Consider the following 16,843-nt stretch of genomic DNA (forward strand, 5'->3'; position numbering starts at 1 on the left):
GCGATGAAGCTAACATCCAGCCTGAACCGCGATCCCGCCTTCAACGCCAATGTCGATTTCATGTCGGGTCTCGTGGACGACCTGCGTCAGCACGTCGAAAAAATCTCCAGAGGCGGCGGCGACAAGGCCCGCGAGCGGCATCTTTCCCGCGGCAAATTGCTGGCGCGCGACCGCATCGAGGCGCTTCTCGATCCCGGCAGCGCGTTTCTCGAATTATCGCAATTCGCGGCCTATGAGGTCTATGACGAACCCGTTCCGGCCGCCGGCATCGTCACCGGCATCGGCCGGGTCGCGGGCCGCGAATGCGTGATCGTCGCCAATGATGCGACGGTGAAAGGCGGCACCTATTATCCGCTGACGGTGAAGAAACATCTGCGCGCGCAGGAGATCGCCACGGAGAACCGCCTGCCCTGCATCTACCTCGTGGATTCCGGCGGCGCGAACCTGCCCAATCAGGATGAGGTGTTTCCGGACCGCGATCATTTCGGCCGCATCTTTTATAATCAGGCCAATATGTCGGCGCAGGGCATCGCCCAGATCGCCGTCGTGATGGGAAGCTGCACGGCGGGCGGGGCCTATGTGCCAGCCATGAGCGACCAGTCCGTCATCGTCAAAAATCAGGGCACGATCTTTCTCGGTGGCCCGCCGCTGGTGAAGGCCGCGACCGGCGAGGTGGTAAGCGCGGAGGATCTCGGCGGCGCGGATGTGCATTCCCGGCAATCCGGCGTCACCGATCATTACGCCCGGGACGACCGCCACGCGCTGGCACTGACCCGGCGGATCGTCTCCACCCTCAACCGCCGCAAACAGGTGGAGCTGGATATTCGCGAACCTGCTGAGCCGCTTTATCCGGCAGAAGAACTGTACGGCATCGTTCCCGCCGATACGCGCAAACCCTTCGAGGTGCGGGAGATCATCGCCCGTCTGGTGGATGGTTCCGAATTCGATGAGTTCAAGGCGCTTTACGGCACGACGCTGGTCTGCGGTTTTGCCCATATCCACGGTTATCCTGTCGGCATCATCGCCAATAACGGCATCCTGTTTTCGGAATCGGCGCTCAAAGGCGCGCATTTCATCGAGCTCTGCTGCCAGCGCGGCATTCCCCTGGTCTTCCTGCAAAACATCACCGGCTTCATGGTCGGCAAGGCCTATGAGGCGGGTGGCATCGCCAAGGATGGCGCCAAGCTCGTCACCGCTGTCGCATCGGCCAAAGTGCCGAAATTCACCGTCATCATCGGTGGCTCCTTCGGCGCCGGCAATTATGGCATGTGCGGCCGCGCCTATTCCCCACGCTTTTTATGGATGTGGCCCAATGCCCGCATTTCCGTGATGGGCGGTGAACAGGCGGCTTCCGTGCTGGCGCAAATCCGCCGCGACGGCATCGAGGCCGACGGCCGTCACTGGTCGAAGGAAGGCGAAGAGGCCTTTAAACAGCCGATCCGCGAAAAATACGAGCGGGAGGGCCATCCCTATTATGCCAGCGCGCGGTTGTGGGACGATGGCATCATCGACCCGAAGGATACTCGCCTGGTGCTCGGCCTCGGGCTTTCCGCCGCGCTCAATGCGCCGGTAGAACCCACCCGTTTTGGCCTGTTCAGGATGTGAGGCGACGATGTTCTCGAAAATACTGATCGCCAACAGGGGCGAAATCGCCTGCCGCATCATCCGCACCGCCACCCAGATGGGCATCCGTACCGTCGCGGTCTATTCGGATGCCGACCGCGACGCCATGCATGTGGCGCTGGCCGATGAAGCCATCGCCATCGGCCCGGCACCGGCGCGCGCCTCCTATCTCGATGGCGAAAAGATCATCGCTGCCGCCAAGGCAAGCGGCGCAGAGGCCATCCATCCCGGCTATGGCTTTCTCTCCGAAAATGCTGCTTTTGCCGAGGCCTGCGCTGCGGCCGGCCTCGTTTTCATCGGCCCGCCACCGCAAGCGATCCGCGCCATGGGCGGAAAAAGCGAAGCGAAGGCATTGATGGCGAAAGCGGGTGTTCCCATCGTGCCGGGCTATCACGGCGACGAACAGTCCGAAAAGCGGCTGGCGAATGAGGCGGACAAGATCGGTTATCCGGTGCTGCTGAAGGCTTCCGCCGGCGGCGGCGGCAAGGGGATGCGCGTCGTGCGGAAAAAACGTGAATTTTCGACAGAGCTTGCCGGCGCCAAACGCGAAGCCTTGGCCGCTTTTGGCAATGACCGCATGCTGATCGAAAAATACCTCGAACGTCCGCGCCATGTGGAAGTGCAGGTCTTTGCCGATGGCCAGGGCAATTGCGTTTCGCTTTTCGAACGCGACTGCTCGATCCAGCGCCGGCACCAGAAAGTCATAGAGGAGGCCCCTGCCCCCGGTCTGCCCGACGCCTTGCAGCAACGCATGTATGAAGCGGCCATCGCTGCCGCCCGCGCTATCGATTATCGCGGCGCGGGAACGGTGGAGTTCCTGTTCGACCCTTCCGGCGACTTCTATTTCATGGAAATGAATACGAGGCTTCAGGTCGAACATCCGGTGACGGAATATATTACCGGCCTCGATCTGGTCGAATGGCAGATCCGCGTCGCGAATGGCGAGGCCCTGCCGGAAGACTGGGCCGATCTCACCATGAACGGCCACGCCATCGAGGCGCGGATTTACGCCGAAGACCCGGCCCATGATTTTTTGCCATCGATCGGCACGGTCAGCCATCTCGTTTTCCCGGATGAAGGTTCTCACCTTCGGATAGACAGCGGCATCCGCGCCGGCGACGCCATCACCGTGCATTACGATCCGATGATCGCCAAGCTGATCGTCTGGGATCGTGACCGTCCCTCCGCCGTGCGGCGTCTGCGGCTGGCGCTGGAGAAACTGGCGATCAGCGGCGTCACCAGCAATGCCGCCTTTCTGACGCGGCTTGTGGGATTGGACGCTTTCGCGAATGCCGATCTCGACACAGGCTTCATAGCCCGCAACGACGCCACGCTTTTTGCCCCGGTCCCGATGGGCGGGAACGAGATAGCCATGGCCGCACTGGGCCTGCTTCTGTCGCGGCAGAAAAACGGAAAGGCAGGTTCATGGCCAAAGGCCGATCCCTATAGCCCATGGAACACGGCAGCCGCCTTCCGCCTCAACGCACCGGCGCGGGAAACGCTGTATTTCGTTCTTGAGAACCAGCCGCTTGACGTCGGCGTCACGCATGCGGCGGACGGTTTTTCACTGGAGATCGACGGACGGACGATCAGCGTCCGCGGCGATCTCTCGGATGACGGCCAATTCCGTGCGAGCGTGGAAGACAGGAAAAGGCAAGGCTATTTCTTTGCAGAAGAGGGCGGCTACGTGCTTTTCCTCAATGGCGCGCATTATCGCATCAGCCAGCCGGACCCCGTCGACATCGAGGATTCCTCCACCCACCCCGGCGGCCTGGAAGCGCCCATGCCCGGCATTATCCGGGCTTTGCTCAGCCGCGATGGCGCTGCGGTTGAAGCCGGCGAGGCGCTTGTGGTGATGGAAGCGATGAAAATGGAACACACGATCCGCGCGCCGGCGAAAGGCACCGTCACGGCCGTCAATTGCGCCGAAGGCGACATGGTCGCAGCCGGTGCTGTGCTGGTGGATTTCGAGCCGGAGGGTGGCTGAGATGCGTTGGCCAAGAGCGGTAAAAATCGTCGAAGTGGGTGCGCGTGACGGACTGCAGAACGAAAGCAGCGAGGTCCCAACCGCCATCAAGATCGAGCTGATCGAACGGCTGGCCGCAGCCGGATTGGCAGCGGTCGAAGCGGGGGCTTTCGTCTCCCCCAAAAAAGTGCCGCAGATGGCAGGTTCGAGGCAAGTGTTTCAGGGCCTCGAACGGCGATCCGGCACGGCCTATCCGGTGCTCGTTCCCAATATGAAAGGTTTCGAGACCGCCCTTGAAGCCGGCGTCACGGAAATTGCCGTTTTCGTGTCCGCATCCGAAGGTTTCAGCCAGCACAATATCGGCTGCTCACGCGCCGAAAGCCTTCAGCGCCTGCACGATGTCGCGTCAGCCGCGGCCGGCCGGAACATCCTTGTGCGCGGTTACGTCTCCTGCATTGCCGGCTGCCCCTATGACGGCGCGGTCGCACCCGCTGAGGTGACAGCCATGGCCGAGGCGCTGATCGCGCTTGGCTGTTACGAAATTTCGCTCGGCGATACGATCGGCGTCGGCACGGCCGGCCAGATTCGCAATCTCATCAAGCGGGTGTCGGCTCATATTCCGCGTGAAAAAATCGCCATGCATTTCCACGATACCTATGGGCAGGGCGTTGCCAATGTGCTCGCCTCGCTGGAGGAAGGTATCTCCGTCTTTGACAGTTCCGTCGCCGGGCTGGGCGGCTGCCCCTTCGCGCCGGGCGCCAGCGGCAATGTCGCAACGGAAGACGTTATCTATCTGCTGCAGGGGCTTGGCATCGAAACCGGTGTCGATCTGATGGCCGTGGCGAAGACCGGAGACTGGATCAGCCGGCATCTCGGCAGACCGAATGCGGCCCGCGCGGGGAAAGCGCTGCTTGCCACAAAACAGGAGGGTGACGTGCATGGCGGATGAGCTGCTGAGCGAAAGACGCAACGACGTTCTCTGGCTGACGCTCAACCGGCCGGAGGTTCACAATGCCCTGAATGCCGCGATGACGGATGCCCTGACGAAGGCCATCCGCACGGCATCCGGCGATAGCGGCCTGCGCGCGGTGGTGATAACGGCCGCGGGGGATCGCAGCTTCTGTTCCGGGGCGGATCTCAAGGAAAGCGCTGGCGGCATGTTTCTCTCACGGAACGGAACCAACCCTGTCGCCGATGTGATGCGCGCCATCGAGGACTGCGACAAGCCCGTCATCGCCCGCATCAATGGCCGGGTTCTCGCCGGCGGAATGGGCCTCGTCGCCGCCTGTGATCTCGCCTATGCCGCCGATCACGCCGAATTCGGCCTGCCGGAAGTCCGCGTCGGACTTTTCCCGGCCATGGTGGCGGCGAAACTTCTGGCGAAAATGCCACTGACCCGACTTCAGGAAATGGCCTATCTCGGCCAGCCGGTGAGTGCCGTGGAAGCCGGGCGTTTCGGCCTCGTCAATCGAGCCGTCCCGTCGGCCGAACTCGATGACGTGATCGAGAATACTCTCGCCCGGCTGCGGCAGAATGCGCCGGGCGCCATCGCGGCGGGAAAGGCGGCTTTGCTGAAGATGCGCGACATGCCATCCACCGACCGGCTCGCCTTTGCCGAGGGCGTCATCGCCACGATTGGCAGCGGCAAGGAGGCACGGGAGGGGCGATTGGCCTTTGCCGAAAAAAGGAAGCCGCTCTGGGTGGAATGATCGCCGCCATTCCTGTCCGGCACCGGTTTTCCCGGAAGTCGTCCTGGGGTCAATCGATATAATCCCGAAGCCTCCGTTGACCCCGTTGGGCAAATCGCGTTCTATCCAGCACCTTTCGCCGGACGGCGATCGGGGGAGCCGGAGGAGACCCATGCATCTTGTAAAAACCGTCGCCGAATTGCGCGATGTCACCGCGGCCTTTCGCCGTGCGGGCAAAACCATCGGCTTCGTTCCGACCATGGGCTTTCTCCACATCGGCCATCTGACGCTCGTTGCCCAATCCAAGGCCGAAAATGACGTGACAGTGGTTTCGATCTTCGTCAACCCGCTGCAATTCGGCGCAAACGAGGATCTGGCCCGTTACCCCCGCGATCTTGCCCGGGATAGCACACTTCTCGAAGAGGCAGGCGTCGACATTCTTTTCGCGCCGGAAGCTTCCGAAATGTATCCGCGCCCGATGCAGACCGTGGTGGATGTGCCCAAACTGGGCAGCCAATTGGAAGGTGCGGTACGGCCTGGGCATTTCGCCGGCGTTACGACCGTCGTGACCAAGCTTTTTAACCTCGTCCAGCCGGATGCCGCCTATTTCGGGGAAAAAGACTATCAGCAGGTGACGCTGATCCGCCGCATGGTCGAGGATCTCGCCCAGCCGGTCAGGGTCGTTCCCGTCGCCACGGTGCGCGAGGCGGACGGGCTCGCCTGTTCCTCGCGCAATGTCTATCTGAGCCCCGCGGAACGCGCCGCCGCCGTGATCGTGCCGCGCGCGCTGGATGAGGCGGAACGGCTTTATGGTGCAGGTTTCGACGACCCCGCCGCATTCGAGGCGGCCATCGAAAAATTCATCGCAGCCGAGCTGCTGGCCGCACCGGAAGTCGTTGCCGTGCGCGACCCAGATACACTCGCCCCCGTCGCTTCATTGCAGGCGGGGCCTGTGCTGGTGGCGTTGTTCGTCAGGGTCGGCAGCACACGGCTGCTCGACAACAGAGTCATCGGCCGTGGCAAAAGTGATAAAAGGGAGGCAGCCCGATGAGCGCCCATGCAAAACACAAGCGGCTGACCACAGCCTCCATCCGGCAGATGAAAGGCGAGGCGCGCATCGTCTGCCTCACCGCCTACACGACGCCGATTGCCCGCCTGCTCGATCCGCATTGCGATCTGTTGCTGGTCGGCGATTCCCTCGGCATGGTGCTTTACGGCATGGACACGACGGTCGGCGTCACGCTGGACATGATGATCGCCCATGGCCGCGCCGTCATGCGCGGCGTCGAACACGCCTGCGTCATCGTCGATCTTCCCTTCGGCACCTATCAGGAATCGAAGGAACAGGCCTTCCGCAATGCGGTGCGGCTGATGCAGGAAACCGGCTGCGACGGCGTGAAGCTTGAGGGTGGCGAAGAAATGGCCGAGACCATCGCCTTTCTGGTGGCCCGCGGCATCCCCGTCTTCGGCCATGTAGGCCTGATGCCGCAGCTGGTCCATACCGCGGGCGGCTTCCGCTCGCTCGGACATTCGGATGCGGAAACGCAAAAGATCTGGCGCGACGCGATTGCAGTCGATCAGGCGGGCGCCTTCGCCATCGTGGTGGAAGGCACCGTCGAGCCGCTGGCCCGCGAATTGACCGAAAAACTCGCAGCACCGACGATTGGCATCGGGGCATCACCGGCCTGCGACGGGCAGGTGCTGGTTTCCGACGACATGCTCGGCCTGTTTTCCGATTTCAAACCGAAATTCGTCAAACGCTACGCCGATCTCGGCACGGCGGCTTCAGAAGCGGCGGCGGCTTATGCTGATGAGGTGCGCTCCGGTGCATTTCCAGGGCCGGAGCATACGTTTCAGGTGCGCAAGCCGTCCCGTTCTGGGGGCGAGAAGGCTTGACCGGACCCCGATGGCAGCCTTGCCTGCACCTCTCCGCCGTCATCCTCGGGCTTGACCCGAGGATCCATGGCGCAACGGGTGGTGTATCCTCGGGTCAAGCCCGAGGATGACGGAGGATAGGTGCAGGCGATGGCATCAGCTATCTCCGCCTGCTCTCAGCCTTTGCACACCTCATAAATCAAACGACTAAACAATACCCCCGCTACCGCCAACCGAAGCCGGCCGTTCCGCCGCGACCTGCTTGCGATAGCCGCTCGCACGATAAGTCGCGACCGGATCAATCGCGCCGCCAGCCAATTTCCGGGCCTGCGCAAGGATAGGTTCGACATCGGTGCGATAGGCGCGCTTCAGCATGTCGGTCGCCATCAGCGCATCATTATCCTGCTGATAACCGTCGAGAGCGATGCGATCCACCAGCAGAGCCTGCGCATAGGCGCGGCGGATTTCGTTGGCGCTCGAGATCAGGCTTTCGATCGGGTCGGTCACATTGTGGGACTGGTCGATCATATGGGCGGGATGGAAACCCTTCACGCCCCGATGCTCGGCATCCACCAGTTCGTTAAAGACGAGGAACAGGCGGTAGGGCTCGATGGAACCGGCATCCAGATCGTCATCGCCATATTTGCTATCATTGAAATGGAAACCGCCGAGCTTGCCGAACTGAATGAGCCGGGCGACGATCATTTCGATATTGGTGTTGGGCGCATGGTGGCCGAGATCGACGAGGCAGAAGGCCTTTTCGCCGAGCGTATTGGCGATGAGGTAATTGGTGCCCCAGTCCTGCACCACGGTGGAATAAAAGGCCGGCTCATACATCTTGTGTTCGGAAAAGATGCGCCAGTCATCCGGCAGCGCCTTGTAGATATCGGCCATGGCGGCGAGATAACGCTCGAAACTTCTGGTGAAGTTGCTCTGGCCGGGGAAGTTCGAACCATCGCCCACCCACACCGTCAGCGCCCTGGAGCCGATGGCCTTGCCGATTTCGATACATTCAATGTTGTGCTCGACCGCCTGCCGGCGTGTTGCGGCATCCGTGTGGCTGAGCGAACCGTATTTGTAGGAATGGCTCTGGTCCGGTGCATCGGAGAAGGTATTGGAATTCATGGCGTCGAAGCCGAGGCCCAGCGCATCGGCATGGGCCTTCAGCCGTTTCGGGTCCTGCTTGTCCCACGGGATATGCAGGGAGACGTTCGGCGTGGCGCGCGTGAGCTGGTTGATGACGGCGCAATCGTCGAGCTTGTCGAAAATGCCGCGCGGCTCGCCCTCACCCGGAAAGCGGGCAAAACGGGTGCCGCCGGTGCCGACACCCCAGGAGGGTACGGCGACGTAAAATTGTACCACCTTGGCCGTGATGGCGTCGATGTCGATATTGCGGCGCGCCAGCTGGTTGCCCAGCGCCTGGTAATCGTCCTTCAGCGCGCCGGCGCGTTTGTCGTTTTCGGCCGCGACCAGATCGGCGGCGATTTTCGTCTCGGTCATCTTTTCCTCCCGGGCAATGAACTCAACATATGCTTTGACTCGCGATGCGCCTCCTTCCGTCATTCCGGCCTTGAGCCGGAATCCAGTCGACGCACGTCTGCGCGACGGGAAGAGTCCTTTCAGCCCAAAGACGTGGGCTGGCTGGATTCCGGCTCAAGGCCGGAATGACGGAAGAAGGGACGCGGCCACTTACCAAAGCATCGCGTCTTCTTTTATGTTCGGCATCGACCGAAATTCCTATCGCGTAAAACTCTGCGCATTACCGGCGTCAACATTGATGATGTTGCCGGTGGACTTGGCGGAAGCATCGGAGGCCAGGAAGTAGATCGCCTCGGCGATATCTTCCGGGAAGACGTTGAGCTTCAGCATCGAGCGCTTGCGGTAATGTTCCTCGAGATCCGTCACCTCGATCTTGGAAGAGGCCGCACGCTGCTCGCGCCACTCGCCGTTCCAGATTTTCGAACCGCGCAGCACGGCATCGGGATTGACGGTGTTGACACGAATGCCCGCCTCCGCCCCTTCGAGCGCGAGGCAACGGGCCAGATGAATTTCCGCGGCCTTCGCCGTGCAGTAGGCAGAGGCATTGGGAGAGGATGCAAGACCGTTCTTGGAGGCCACGAAGACCACGTTGCCTCCCAGCTTCTGACGCCGCAACAGCCGGAACGCCTCCCGCGAGACGAGGAAATAACCCGTCGCGAGAATGTCGATATTCTTGTTCCACATGGCAAGCGTCGTATCTTCCACCGGCGCCGAAGAGGCGATGCCGGCATTGGAGACCAGAATATCCACACCGCCGAATTCCACGCTCGCTTCCGCGAAGGCTGAAATGACCGCATCTTCCTGCGTCACATCAAGCTTGACGGTACGCACCGCGTCAGCGCTGTAACGCTTGACGAAATCGCCACTGGCAGCTTCCAGCGCCGTTTCGTCAATATCGGCCAGCACCACACAGGCGCCCTCGCCCGCCAGCCGTTCCGCCGTTGCCCGGCCGATGCCGCCTGCACCGCCCGTGACGAATGCCACCCGGCCGGCAAGGCTCTTCGGCTTCGGCATGCGCTGCAGCTTCGCCTCTTCCAGCAGCCAATATTCGATATCGAAGGCTTCCTGTTCGGGCAGACCCTGATATTCGGACACGGTGGACGCACCGCGCATGACGTTGATGGCGTTGACGTAAAATTCGCCGGCGATGCGGGCCGTGGCCTTGTCCTTGGCAAAGGACAACATGCCGACGCCGGGGATCAGGAAAATCACCGGGTTCGGGTCGCGCATCTTTGGCGAATTATCGTGGCGGCAGGCCTCATAATAACGGGAGTAATCCGCGCGGTAATCCTCCAGCGCCTTGTCGAGCTTGGCCGTCAGCGCATCCACATCGGGATTTGCGGTATCGAGATCGAGGATCAGCGGACGGATTTTCGTGCGCAGGAAATGGTCGGGGCAGGACGTGCCGAGATTCCCAAGCGGCTTCAGGTTTTTCGAATTGACGAATTCCAGAACCGCATCCTGATCGTCGAAATGGCCGAGCTTGCGTTCCTCGTGACCGATGCGGCCACGGATTTCAGGCATCAGCCGGGCGGCAATGGCGCGGCGTTCGCTCGCCGGCAGGCTTTGGGCCGCGGCACCGCCGAAAATCGTCTTGCCTTCGGTCTCAGCCGCAAACCATTCGATCGCCTTGTTGATGATGGCCAGCGTCAGTTCGTAGCAAGCTTTGGCATCATTATCCCAGGTGAACAGGCCGTGGCTTTCCAGCACGACGCCCTTGGCCCTCGGATTGGCCTTGACGAAAGCCTCGAGATCGAGACCGAGCTGGAAACCGGGGCGGCGCCAGGGCAGCCAGCCAATGTCGTCGCCGAAGATCCGCTGCGTCAGTTCCCTCGAATTCTTCGAGGCGGCAATGGCGATGATCGCATCGGGATGCATGTGGTCGACATGATCATAGGGCACGAAACCATGCAGCGGCGTATCGATGGAGGCAGCGCGCGGGTTGAGATTGAAGGTGCAATGCGGCAGGAAGCCAACCATGCGGTCCTCATCCTCGACACCCCTGTAAATGCCCTTCAGCGCTTCCAGCTTGTCGAGATAAAGTGTGGCAAAACCATCGAGCTTGATGGTGCCGACATCACCGCCGGAGCCTTTCACCCACATGACCCGGACCTTCCCGCCCGTCAGCGGATCGGTCTCAAGTACCTTTGCGGATGTATTTCCGCCGCCATAATTGGTGATGCGCTTGTCCGCACCCAAGAGATTGGAGCGATAAAGCAGCTTGCCTGGCTCATCGAGCGTTTTGGCATAGGCATCGTCCCAACGGCTTTCGAGAAGGCGGGATGTTCCCGTCATGTCTTCCTCCCAATATCTGTCTGCATTCGCGGAGCCGATACCGGCCCGCCTCCTTTGATCGCAGATATCGCGCATCCAAAAGCACAATGTCAATCAAAAACGATCATAAATTTTCATGTTGCAGCGCGATATTGATTAATTTGATCGTTCTTGATTGACAACGTAAAGAGATTGCGAATAATCACGGTCAGGAGGACCCCATGCACGAACGCGAACGCCATCGCATCATCTTGAGCGCCACGCAGGAAAAAGCTGTCGTGACGGTGCAGGATATTGCCGAACTGACGGATGCGTCGGAAGCGACGATCCGCAGGGATATCGCGTCTTTGCATGTTCAGGGAAAATTGCGGCGCGTGCGCGGCGGGGCGGAAGCGGTGCATCCGCCGCAGCTCGGCAATCTGGCGGCAAGGCCGTTCCGCGTTTCCGAATCAGTCAATATCGACAAGAAACGCGCAATTGCGCGCAAAGCAGTCGATCTCTGCAATGATGGCGACGCGATCATCCTGAATGGCGGCACGACCACTTTCCAGATGGTGCATTACATGGCGGCGCGCCGCCTGCAGGTGATGACCAATTCCTTCGCTATTGCCGAGCATCTGGTCAAGCATTCCAAGTGCAATGTCAGCGTGCCGGGCGGCGCGATCTATCGCGATCAGAGCCTGATCCTGTCGCCCTTCGAGAATGATGCGATCCGCAATTTTTATGCGCGGCGTATTTTTCTCGGCGCGCAGGGCGTGGGTGCACTCGGCATCATGGAATCCGACGCGCTGGTCATCCAGAGCGAGCAGAAGCTGATGCGACAGGCCGAAGAGCTGATCGTGATGGTCGATTCCTCGAAATTCAGAAAACGATCCAGCCTGATTTTATGCCCGCTCGAAAACGTCACCACCATCATCACCGATGACGGGATTTCGGATGAGGCGGCGAGGATGGTGGAAAATGCCGGCGTCGAATTGCTGATCGCCGGCGCAGCGGGGGATGGCAAGACGGCCGCCCCGCCGGATGAAGAGGATTCTTCTTCGGTCGCCTGAGGAGCACCGGAGGGAAAAACAAGGTTCAAAACGGGAGGAAAAGGGACATGAAACTTACACGCAGAACATTGACGAGCGTTCTGGCGCTTGGCGCGGCGCTCTCCGTCGCGGGGCTTGGCAGCGTTGCCCACGCAGCAGACGTCAAGATCGCGCTGGTAGTCAAATCGCTCGGCAACGGCTTTTTCGAAGCCGCCAACAAGGGCGCGCAGGAGGCCGCAAAGGATCTGGGCGGCGTCGAGATCATCTATACCGGTCCGACCAGCACCACGGCGGAGGGCCAGATCGAAGTCATCAATTCGCTGATCGCGCAGGGTGTCGATGCCATCGCCATTTCCGCCAATGACCCCGACGCCGTGGTTCCGGCGTTGAAAAAGGCGGCGCAGCGCGGCATCAAGGTCATTTCCTGGGATTCCGGCGTCGCGCCCGAAGGCCGCATTCTCCAGCTAAACCCCTCGTCCAATGCGCTGATCGGCAAGATGTGCCTGCAGCTCGCCGCATCGCATCTGGAAGGTGGAAAGGGCGATTTCGCCATTCTTTCGGCCACCACCACCTCCACGAACCAGAATATCTGGATCGACGAGATGAAAAAGCAGCTGAAGGACTTCCCCGGCCTCAACCTCGTTACCACGGTTTACGGTGACGACCTTGCCGACAAGAGCTACCGCGAAGCGCAGGGCCTGCTCTCCTCGCAGCCGAATGTGAAGGTCATCGTTGCACCGACGACGGTTGGCGTTCTCGCCGCCTCGCAGGCCGTGAAGGATGCGGGCAAGATCGGTCAGGTCTATGTGACCGGCCTTGGCCTGCCGTCTGAAATGGCCGGTGCCATCAAGTCCGGCGCCACCAAGGAATTCGCCATCTGGAACCCGATCGACCTCGGCTACTCCGCCACCCAGATCGCCTATCGCCTCGTGAAGGGTGAAACCGATGGCAAGCCGGGCACGGAAATCGAGGCGGGCCGCATGGGCAAGATCAAGGTTGGCGAAAACAGCGAAGCGGCGATGGCCGATCCGTTTGTTTATGACGCGAAGAATATCGATCAGTTTTCGAAGATTTTTTGATCTTGATAATATCCGGCGGTGCGGAGGGCACCCCCCTCTGCCCTGCCGGGCATCTCCCCCTCAAGGGGGGAGATCGATATGCCGCACCCGCTCGATCCATAAGGCAGGGTGCCATCCGCTTGCCGATCTCCCCCCTTGAGGGGGAGATGCCCGGCAGGGCAGAGGGGGGTGCCCCTCGCCGCTCCAATCAAACTGACCGGTAAGACCTGATGATGCGTGCTGAAACCCAAACTTTAAATATCACAGAGGCTTCGAGCGCCACGCCCATCCTCGAAATGCGCGGCATCAGCCAGATATTCCCCGGCGTCAAAGCACTGGATGGCGTCGATATCGCGCTTTATCCCGGCAAGGTCACCGCGCTGATCGGCGAGAACGGTGCGGGAAAATCCACGCTGGTCAAAATCCTCACCGGCATCTATCGCCCGAACGAGGGTGAAATCCTGCTGGATGGCAAGGCCGTGACGTTTCATAGCGCGCAGGATGCCATCGATGCCGGCGTGACAGCCATTCATCAGGAAACCGTACTGTTCGATGAGCTTTCGGTCGGCGAGAACATCTTCCTCGGCCATGCGCCCAAAGGCCGCTTCGGTCTGATCGACTGGAAGACGATCAACACGCGCGCGAGGGTTCTGCTGGAACAGCTGGAAAGCACCATCGATCCCTCCATCCGGCTGAAAGACCTGTCGATCGCCCAGCGCCATCTCGTGGCTATCGCCCGGGCGCTTTCGGTCGAAGCGCGGATCGTCATCATGGACGAGCCGACAGCCGCCCTGTCCCGCAAGGAGATCGACGATCTCTTCCGCATCGTAGAAAACCTGAAGCGGCAGGGCAAGGCCATCCTCTTCATCAGCCACAAGTTCGATGAAGTCTATGAAATCGCTCAGAATTATGCGGTGTTCCGGGACGGCAGGATGGTCGGTGCCGGCACGCTTGCCACCACACCGCAGGATGAAATCGTGCGGCTCATGGTTGGCCGCGATGTGACGAACGCCTTTCCCAAGCAGGCGGTCACACTCGGCCCGACGGTTCTTTCGGTGCGCGATTATTCGCACCAGACGGAGTTCCGCGATATTTCGCTCGAGTTGCGCAAGGGTGAAATTCTTGGCCTTTACGGGCTGATCGGCGCCGGCCGCTCCGAACTCTGCCAGTCGCTATTCGGCATTACCCGGCCAGCTTCAGGGCAGGTCACGCTGGAAGGTCGGCCGCTCACCATCCGTTCGCCGGAGGACGCGATCCGGGCCGGCATCGTTTATGTGCCGGAAGAGCGCGGCCGCCACGGGCTGGCGCTGGACATGCCGATCTACCAGAACATGTCGCTGCCTTCCCTCACCCGCACCTCGCGCAAGGGGTTTCTGGCCGCCGCCAATGAATTCGCGCTGGCGCGCAAATATGCCTCTCGCCTCGACCTGCGCGCCGCCGCGCTTTCGGTACCGGTCGGCACGCTTTCAGGCGGCAACCAGCAGAAGGTGGTGATCGGCAAGTGGCTCGCCACCCAGCCGAAGGTCATCATTCTCGACGAGCCGACCAAGGGCATCGATATCGGCTCCAAGGCCGCCGTGCACGGCTTCATCAGCGAACTTGCGGCCGAAGGCCTGTCGATCATCATGATTTCATCCGAACTTCCCGAAATCCTCGGCATGTCCGACCGGGCCATCGTCATGCGCGAAGGCCTGATGGCGGGCCAGTTCGAACGCGCCGATTTTTCTCCGGAAAAGCTGGTCCGCGCCGCCACCGGCAATGCCTGAGAGGGGCCACGAACATGCAACGTCTACTCAAAAATCGCGAATTGCTGCTGGCGGGCATCATCCTCATCATGATCGCCGGTTTTGCGCTGCGCGCACCCGGTTTCGGCCGGCCCGGCAATCTCGTCAATATTTTCAATGACACGTCCATCCTCATCATTCTGGCGCTTGGCCAGATGGCGGTCATTCTCACCAAATCCATCGATCTTTCGGTTGCCGCCAATCTCGCCTTCACCGGCATGGCCGTGGCGATGACCAATGCCGCCTTTCCGGGCATTCCGCTGCCGCTTCTCATCGTCATGGCGGTCGGCATCGGCGCGTTTCTGGGTTCCCTCAATGGCATTCTGGTCTGGTGGCTCGGCATTCCTCCCATCGTCGTCACGCTCGGCACGCTCACCATCTATCGCGGCATGGCCTTCGTGCTGTCGGGCGGCGGCTGGGTGAATGCGCACCAGCTTTCGCCCACCTTCCTCAACGTGCCGCGCACCGTGATCCTCGGCATGCCGGTTCTTTCCTGGGTGGCGATCCTCATCATCGCCGGCGCCTGGCTGGTGCTCACCCGTACATCCTTCGGCCGCGCGGCCTATGCGTCGGGCGGTAATCCGGGTGCGGCGGTCTATGCCGGTATCGATGTCGGCCGCACCCGCTTCTTCGCCTTCGCGCTCTCAGGCGCGCTCGCCGGTCTCGCGAGCTATCTCTGGGTGTCGCGTTATGCCGTCGCTTATGTGGATATCGCCGCCGGTTTCGAACTGGACAGCGTGGCGGCGAATGTGATCGGCGGCATCTCTATTGCCGGTGGCATCGGCTCGGTGGCCGGTGCCGTGCTCGGCGCGCTGTTTCTCGGTGTCATCAAGAATGCCCTGCCCGTCATCGGCATTTCGCCCTTCGCGCAGATGGCGATATCAGGCGTGGTCATCGTGCTCGCCGTCGTCTTCAACGCCCGCGCAGAAGCGAGAAAGGGCCGTATCATTCTGCGCGACCGCGCAGCAGCCGATCAAGCCAAGGAGGCCGCAGCATGAGCACGAGCTCTCAACCGACGCAGGCTTCCCGCATCATCCCCGACAGGCTCGGCACATCGCTCAGCCGCACCATGGCGAGTTGGGAAGTGCTGCTGCTGGGTGTTGCGATCCTCATCTTCATCGCCAATTCGCTTGCCTCGCCCTATTTTCTCAATGCCTGGAACCTCTCGGACGCGACCTTCAATTTCACGGAAAAGGCGATCATCGCCTTCGCCATGGCGCTTCTGATCATCGCCGGCGAAATCGATCTGTCGGTCGCCGCCATCATCGCGCTCGCCTCCACCGCCATGGGTGCCGCCGTACAGATGGGGGTCGGCACGACGGGCCTCGTCGCCATCGGCATCGGCACCGGGCTTTTGTGCGGGGCGTTCAACGGCTTTCTGGTGGCGGGACTGAAACTGCCGTCCATCGTCGTCACCATCGGCACGATGAGCCTGTTTCGCGGCATTTCCTACATGGTGCTGGGCGATCAGGCCTATGGCAAATACCCGGCCGATTTCGCCTATTTCGGCCAGGGTTACGTGATCTCCGTCATCTCCTTCGAATTCGTGCTGTTCATCGTCATGGCCATCCTCTTCGCCATTCTGCTGCACGCCACCAATTTCGGCCGGCAGGTCTATGTGATCGGCACCAACCCCTTCGCCGCGCGCTTCTCCGGCATTCCCGTCGAACGGGTGAAATTCATCCTCTTTCTCTTGACCGGCCTGATGAGCGGCATCGCCGCCGTCTGCCTCACCTCGCGGCTCGGCTCCACGCGTCCTTCCATCGCTCAAGGATGGGAACTTGAGGTGGTGACCATGGTGGTGCTGGGCGGCGTGTCGATCCTCGGCGGTTCCGGAACGATCGCGGGCGTCGTTATCGCCGCCTTCGTCATGGGGCTCGTCACTTTCGGGCTCGGTCTTCTGAACGTGCCGGGCATTGTCATGTCGATCTTCGTCGGCCTGCTGCTGATCATTACCATCGCCATCCCCATCGTCGTTCGCCGCCTTCGAGCCATGAGAAACTGA

At 61.2% G+C, this 16,843-nt stretch carries 13 protein-coding genes and 1 pseudogene; 12 read left to right on the forward strand and 2 right to left on the reverse strand.

The features are described from left to right. Window positions 1-3: 3 nt before the first annotated feature. The 6 genes from ACIQUH_RS05070 to panB all read left to right on the forward strand — a co-directional run bounded on the left by ACIQUH_RS05070 (window position 4) and on the right by panB (window position 7,173). Window positions 4-1,605 (forward strand): carboxyl transferase domain-containing protein, encoded by a 1,602-nt coding sequence (locus ACIQUH_RS05070; RefSeq protein WP_400812928.1) that lies wholly within the window; start codon window positions 4-6, stop codon window positions 1,603-1,605. 7 nt (window positions 1,606-1,612) lie between these two features. Then, window positions 1,613-3,610, forward strand: coding sequence for an acetyl-CoA carboxylase biotin carboxylase subunit (locus ACIQUH_RS05075; protein ID WP_400812929.1), 1,998 nt, complete (start codon window positions 1,613-1,615; stop codon window positions 3,608-3,610). A 1-nt stretch (window position 3,611) separates the two neighbouring features. After that, window positions 3,612-4,538 carry a hydroxymethylglutaryl-CoA lyase gene (locus tag ACIQUH_RS05080; protein WP_400812930.1) on the forward strand — a complete coding sequence of 309 codons (927 nt, stop codon included), beginning with the start codon at window positions 3,612-3,614 and terminating at the stop codon, window positions 4,536-4,538. Next, entirely contained in the window at window positions 4,528-5,298 is a 771-nt protein-coding gene (locus ACIQUH_RS05085; protein ID WP_400812931.1) for an enoyl-CoA hydratase-related protein, read from the forward strand. The genes ACIQUH_RS05080 and ACIQUH_RS05085 overlap by 11 nt, the downstream gene beginning before the upstream one ends. 151 nt (window positions 5,299-5,449) lie before the next feature. Continuing rightward, window positions 5,450-6,328 (forward strand): pantoate--beta-alanine ligase, encoded by an 879-nt coding sequence (panC, locus tag ACIQUH_RS05090; RefSeq protein ID WP_400812932.1) that lies wholly within the window; start codon window positions 5,450-5,452, stop codon window positions 6,326-6,328. Further along, window positions 6,325-7,173 (forward strand): 3-methyl-2-oxobutanoate hydroxymethyltransferase, encoded by an 849-nt coding sequence (gene panB, locus ACIQUH_RS05095; RefSeq protein WP_400812933.1) that lies wholly within the window; start codon window positions 6,325-6,327, stop codon window positions 7,171-7,173. Before panC ends, panB begins: the two co-directional genes overlap by 4 nt. A gap of 186 nt (window positions 7,174-7,359) precedes the next feature. Here the strand turns inward: panB and rhaI are convergent, their stop codons facing one another. Both rhaI and ACIQUH_RS05105 read right to left on the reverse strand, forming a co-directional pair. Continuing rightward, on the reverse strand, window positions 7,360-8,652 hold the full coding sequence (rhaI, locus tag ACIQUH_RS05100; protein WP_400812934.1) for an L-rhamnose catabolism isomerase: 1,293 nt from the start codon (window positions 8,650-8,652) through the stop codon (window positions 7,360-7,362). A gap of 237 nt (window positions 8,653-8,889) precedes the next feature. Next, window positions 8,890-10,986, reverse strand: a complete 2,097-nt coding sequence (locus ACIQUH_RS05105) for a bifunctional rhamnulose-1-phosphate aldolase/short-chain dehydrogenase (protein ID WP_400812935.1) — start codon at window positions 10,984-10,986, stop codon at window positions 8,890-8,892. Window positions 10,987-11,186: 200 nt separating this feature from the next. Between ACIQUH_RS05105 and ACIQUH_RS05110 the strand changes: the two genes are divergently transcribed. The 6 genes and pseudogenes from ACIQUH_RS05110 to ACIQUH_RS05135 all read left to right on the forward strand — a co-directional run bounded on the left by ACIQUH_RS05110 (window position 11,187) and on the right by ACIQUH_RS05135 (window position 16,843). Next, the gene (locus tag ACIQUH_RS05110; RefSeq protein WP_400812936.1) at window positions 11,187-12,017 is read left to right on the forward strand and encodes a DeoR/GlpR family DNA-binding transcription regulator; all 831 of its coding nucleotides are present in this window, start codon (window positions 11,187-11,189) and stop codon (window positions 12,015-12,017) included. 47 nt (window positions 12,018-12,064) lie between these two features. Beyond that, window positions 12,065-13,075: a rhamnose ABC transporter substrate-binding protein gene (rhaS, locus tag ACIQUH_RS05115; protein ID WP_400812937.1), complete on the forward strand. Its 1,011-nt coding sequence runs from the start codon at window positions 12,065-12,067 to the stop codon at window positions 13,073-13,075. An 18-nt stretch (window positions 13,076-13,093) separates the two neighbouring features. Next, window positions 13,094-13,266 (forward strand): annotated as a pseudogene (locus ACIQUH_RS05120) (riboflavin biosynthesis protein RibD); the annotation flags it as partial. An 18-nt stretch (window positions 13,267-13,284) separates the two neighbouring features. Next, a complete protein-coding gene (locus ACIQUH_RS05125) occupies window positions 13,285-14,820 on the forward strand; it encodes a sugar ABC transporter ATP-binding protein (RefSeq protein ID WP_400812938.1) in 1,536 nt (511 codons plus the stop codon). 14 nt (window positions 14,821-14,834) lie between these two features. Next, complete coding sequence (locus ACIQUH_RS05130) at window positions 14,835-15,836, forward strand: ABC transporter permease (protein WP_400812939.1); 1,002 nt, start codon at window positions 14,835-14,837, stop codon at window positions 15,834-15,836. Next, a complete protein-coding gene (locus ACIQUH_RS05135) occupies window positions 15,833-16,843 on the forward strand; it encodes an ABC transporter permease (protein ID WP_400812940.1) in 1,011 nt (336 codons plus the stop codon). Before ACIQUH_RS05130 ends, ACIQUH_RS05135 begins: the two co-directional genes overlap by 4 nt.

Source organism: Agrobacterium sp. NPDC090283 (assembly GCF_044769685.1).
In the GTDB taxonomy this organism is placed as follows: Bacteria; Pseudomonadota; Alphaproteobacteria; order Rhizobiales; family Rhizobiaceae; genus Agrobacterium.

Coding starts and splice junctions, on each gene's coding strand:
- ACIQUH_RS05070 (WP_400812928.1), top strand. CDS start 4: ATGAAGCTAACATCCAGCCTGAACCGCGATCCCGCCTTCAACGCCAAT.
- ACIQUH_RS05075 (WP_400812929.1), top strand. CDS start 1,613: ATGTTCTCGAAAATACTGATCGCCAACAGGGGCGAAATCGCCTGCCGC.
- ACIQUH_RS05080 (WP_400812930.1), top strand. CDS start 3,612: ATGCGTTGGCCAAGAGCGGTAAAAATCGTCGAAGTGGGTGCGCGTGAC.
- ACIQUH_RS05085 (WP_400812931.1), top strand. CDS start 4,528: ATGGCGGATGAGCTGCTGAGCGAAAGACGCAACGACGTTCTCTGGCTG.
- panC (WP_400812932.1), top strand. CDS start 5,450: ATGCATCTTGTAAAAACCGTCGCCGAATTGCGCGATGTCACCGCGGCC.
- panB (WP_400812933.1), top strand. CDS start 6,325: ATGAGCGCCCATGCAAAACACAAGCGGCTGACCACAGCCTCCATCCGG.
- rhaI (WP_400812934.1), bottom strand. CDS start 8,652: ATGACCGAGACGAAAATCGCCGCCGATCTGGTCGCGGCCGAAAACGAC.
- ACIQUH_RS05105 (WP_400812935.1), bottom strand. CDS start 10,986: ATGACGGGAACATCCCGCCTTCTCGAAAGCCGTTGGGACGATGCCTAT.
- ACIQUH_RS05110 (WP_400812936.1), top strand. CDS start 11,187: ATGCACGAACGCGAACGCCATCGCATCATCTTGAGCGCCACGCAGGAA.
- rhaS (WP_400812937.1), top strand. CDS start 12,065: ATGAAACTTACACGCAGAACATTGACGAGCGTTCTGGCGCTTGGCGCG.
- ACIQUH_RS05125 (WP_400812938.1), top strand. CDS start 13,285: ATGATGCGTGCTGAAACCCAAACTTTAAATATCACAGAGGCTTCGAGC.
- ACIQUH_RS05130 (WP_400812939.1), top strand. CDS start 14,835: ATGCAACGTCTACTCAAAAATCGCGAATTGCTGCTGGCGGGCATCATC.
- ACIQUH_RS05135 (WP_400812940.1), top strand. CDS start 15,833: ATGAGCACGAGCTCTCAACCGACGCAGGCTTCCCGCATCATCCCCGAC.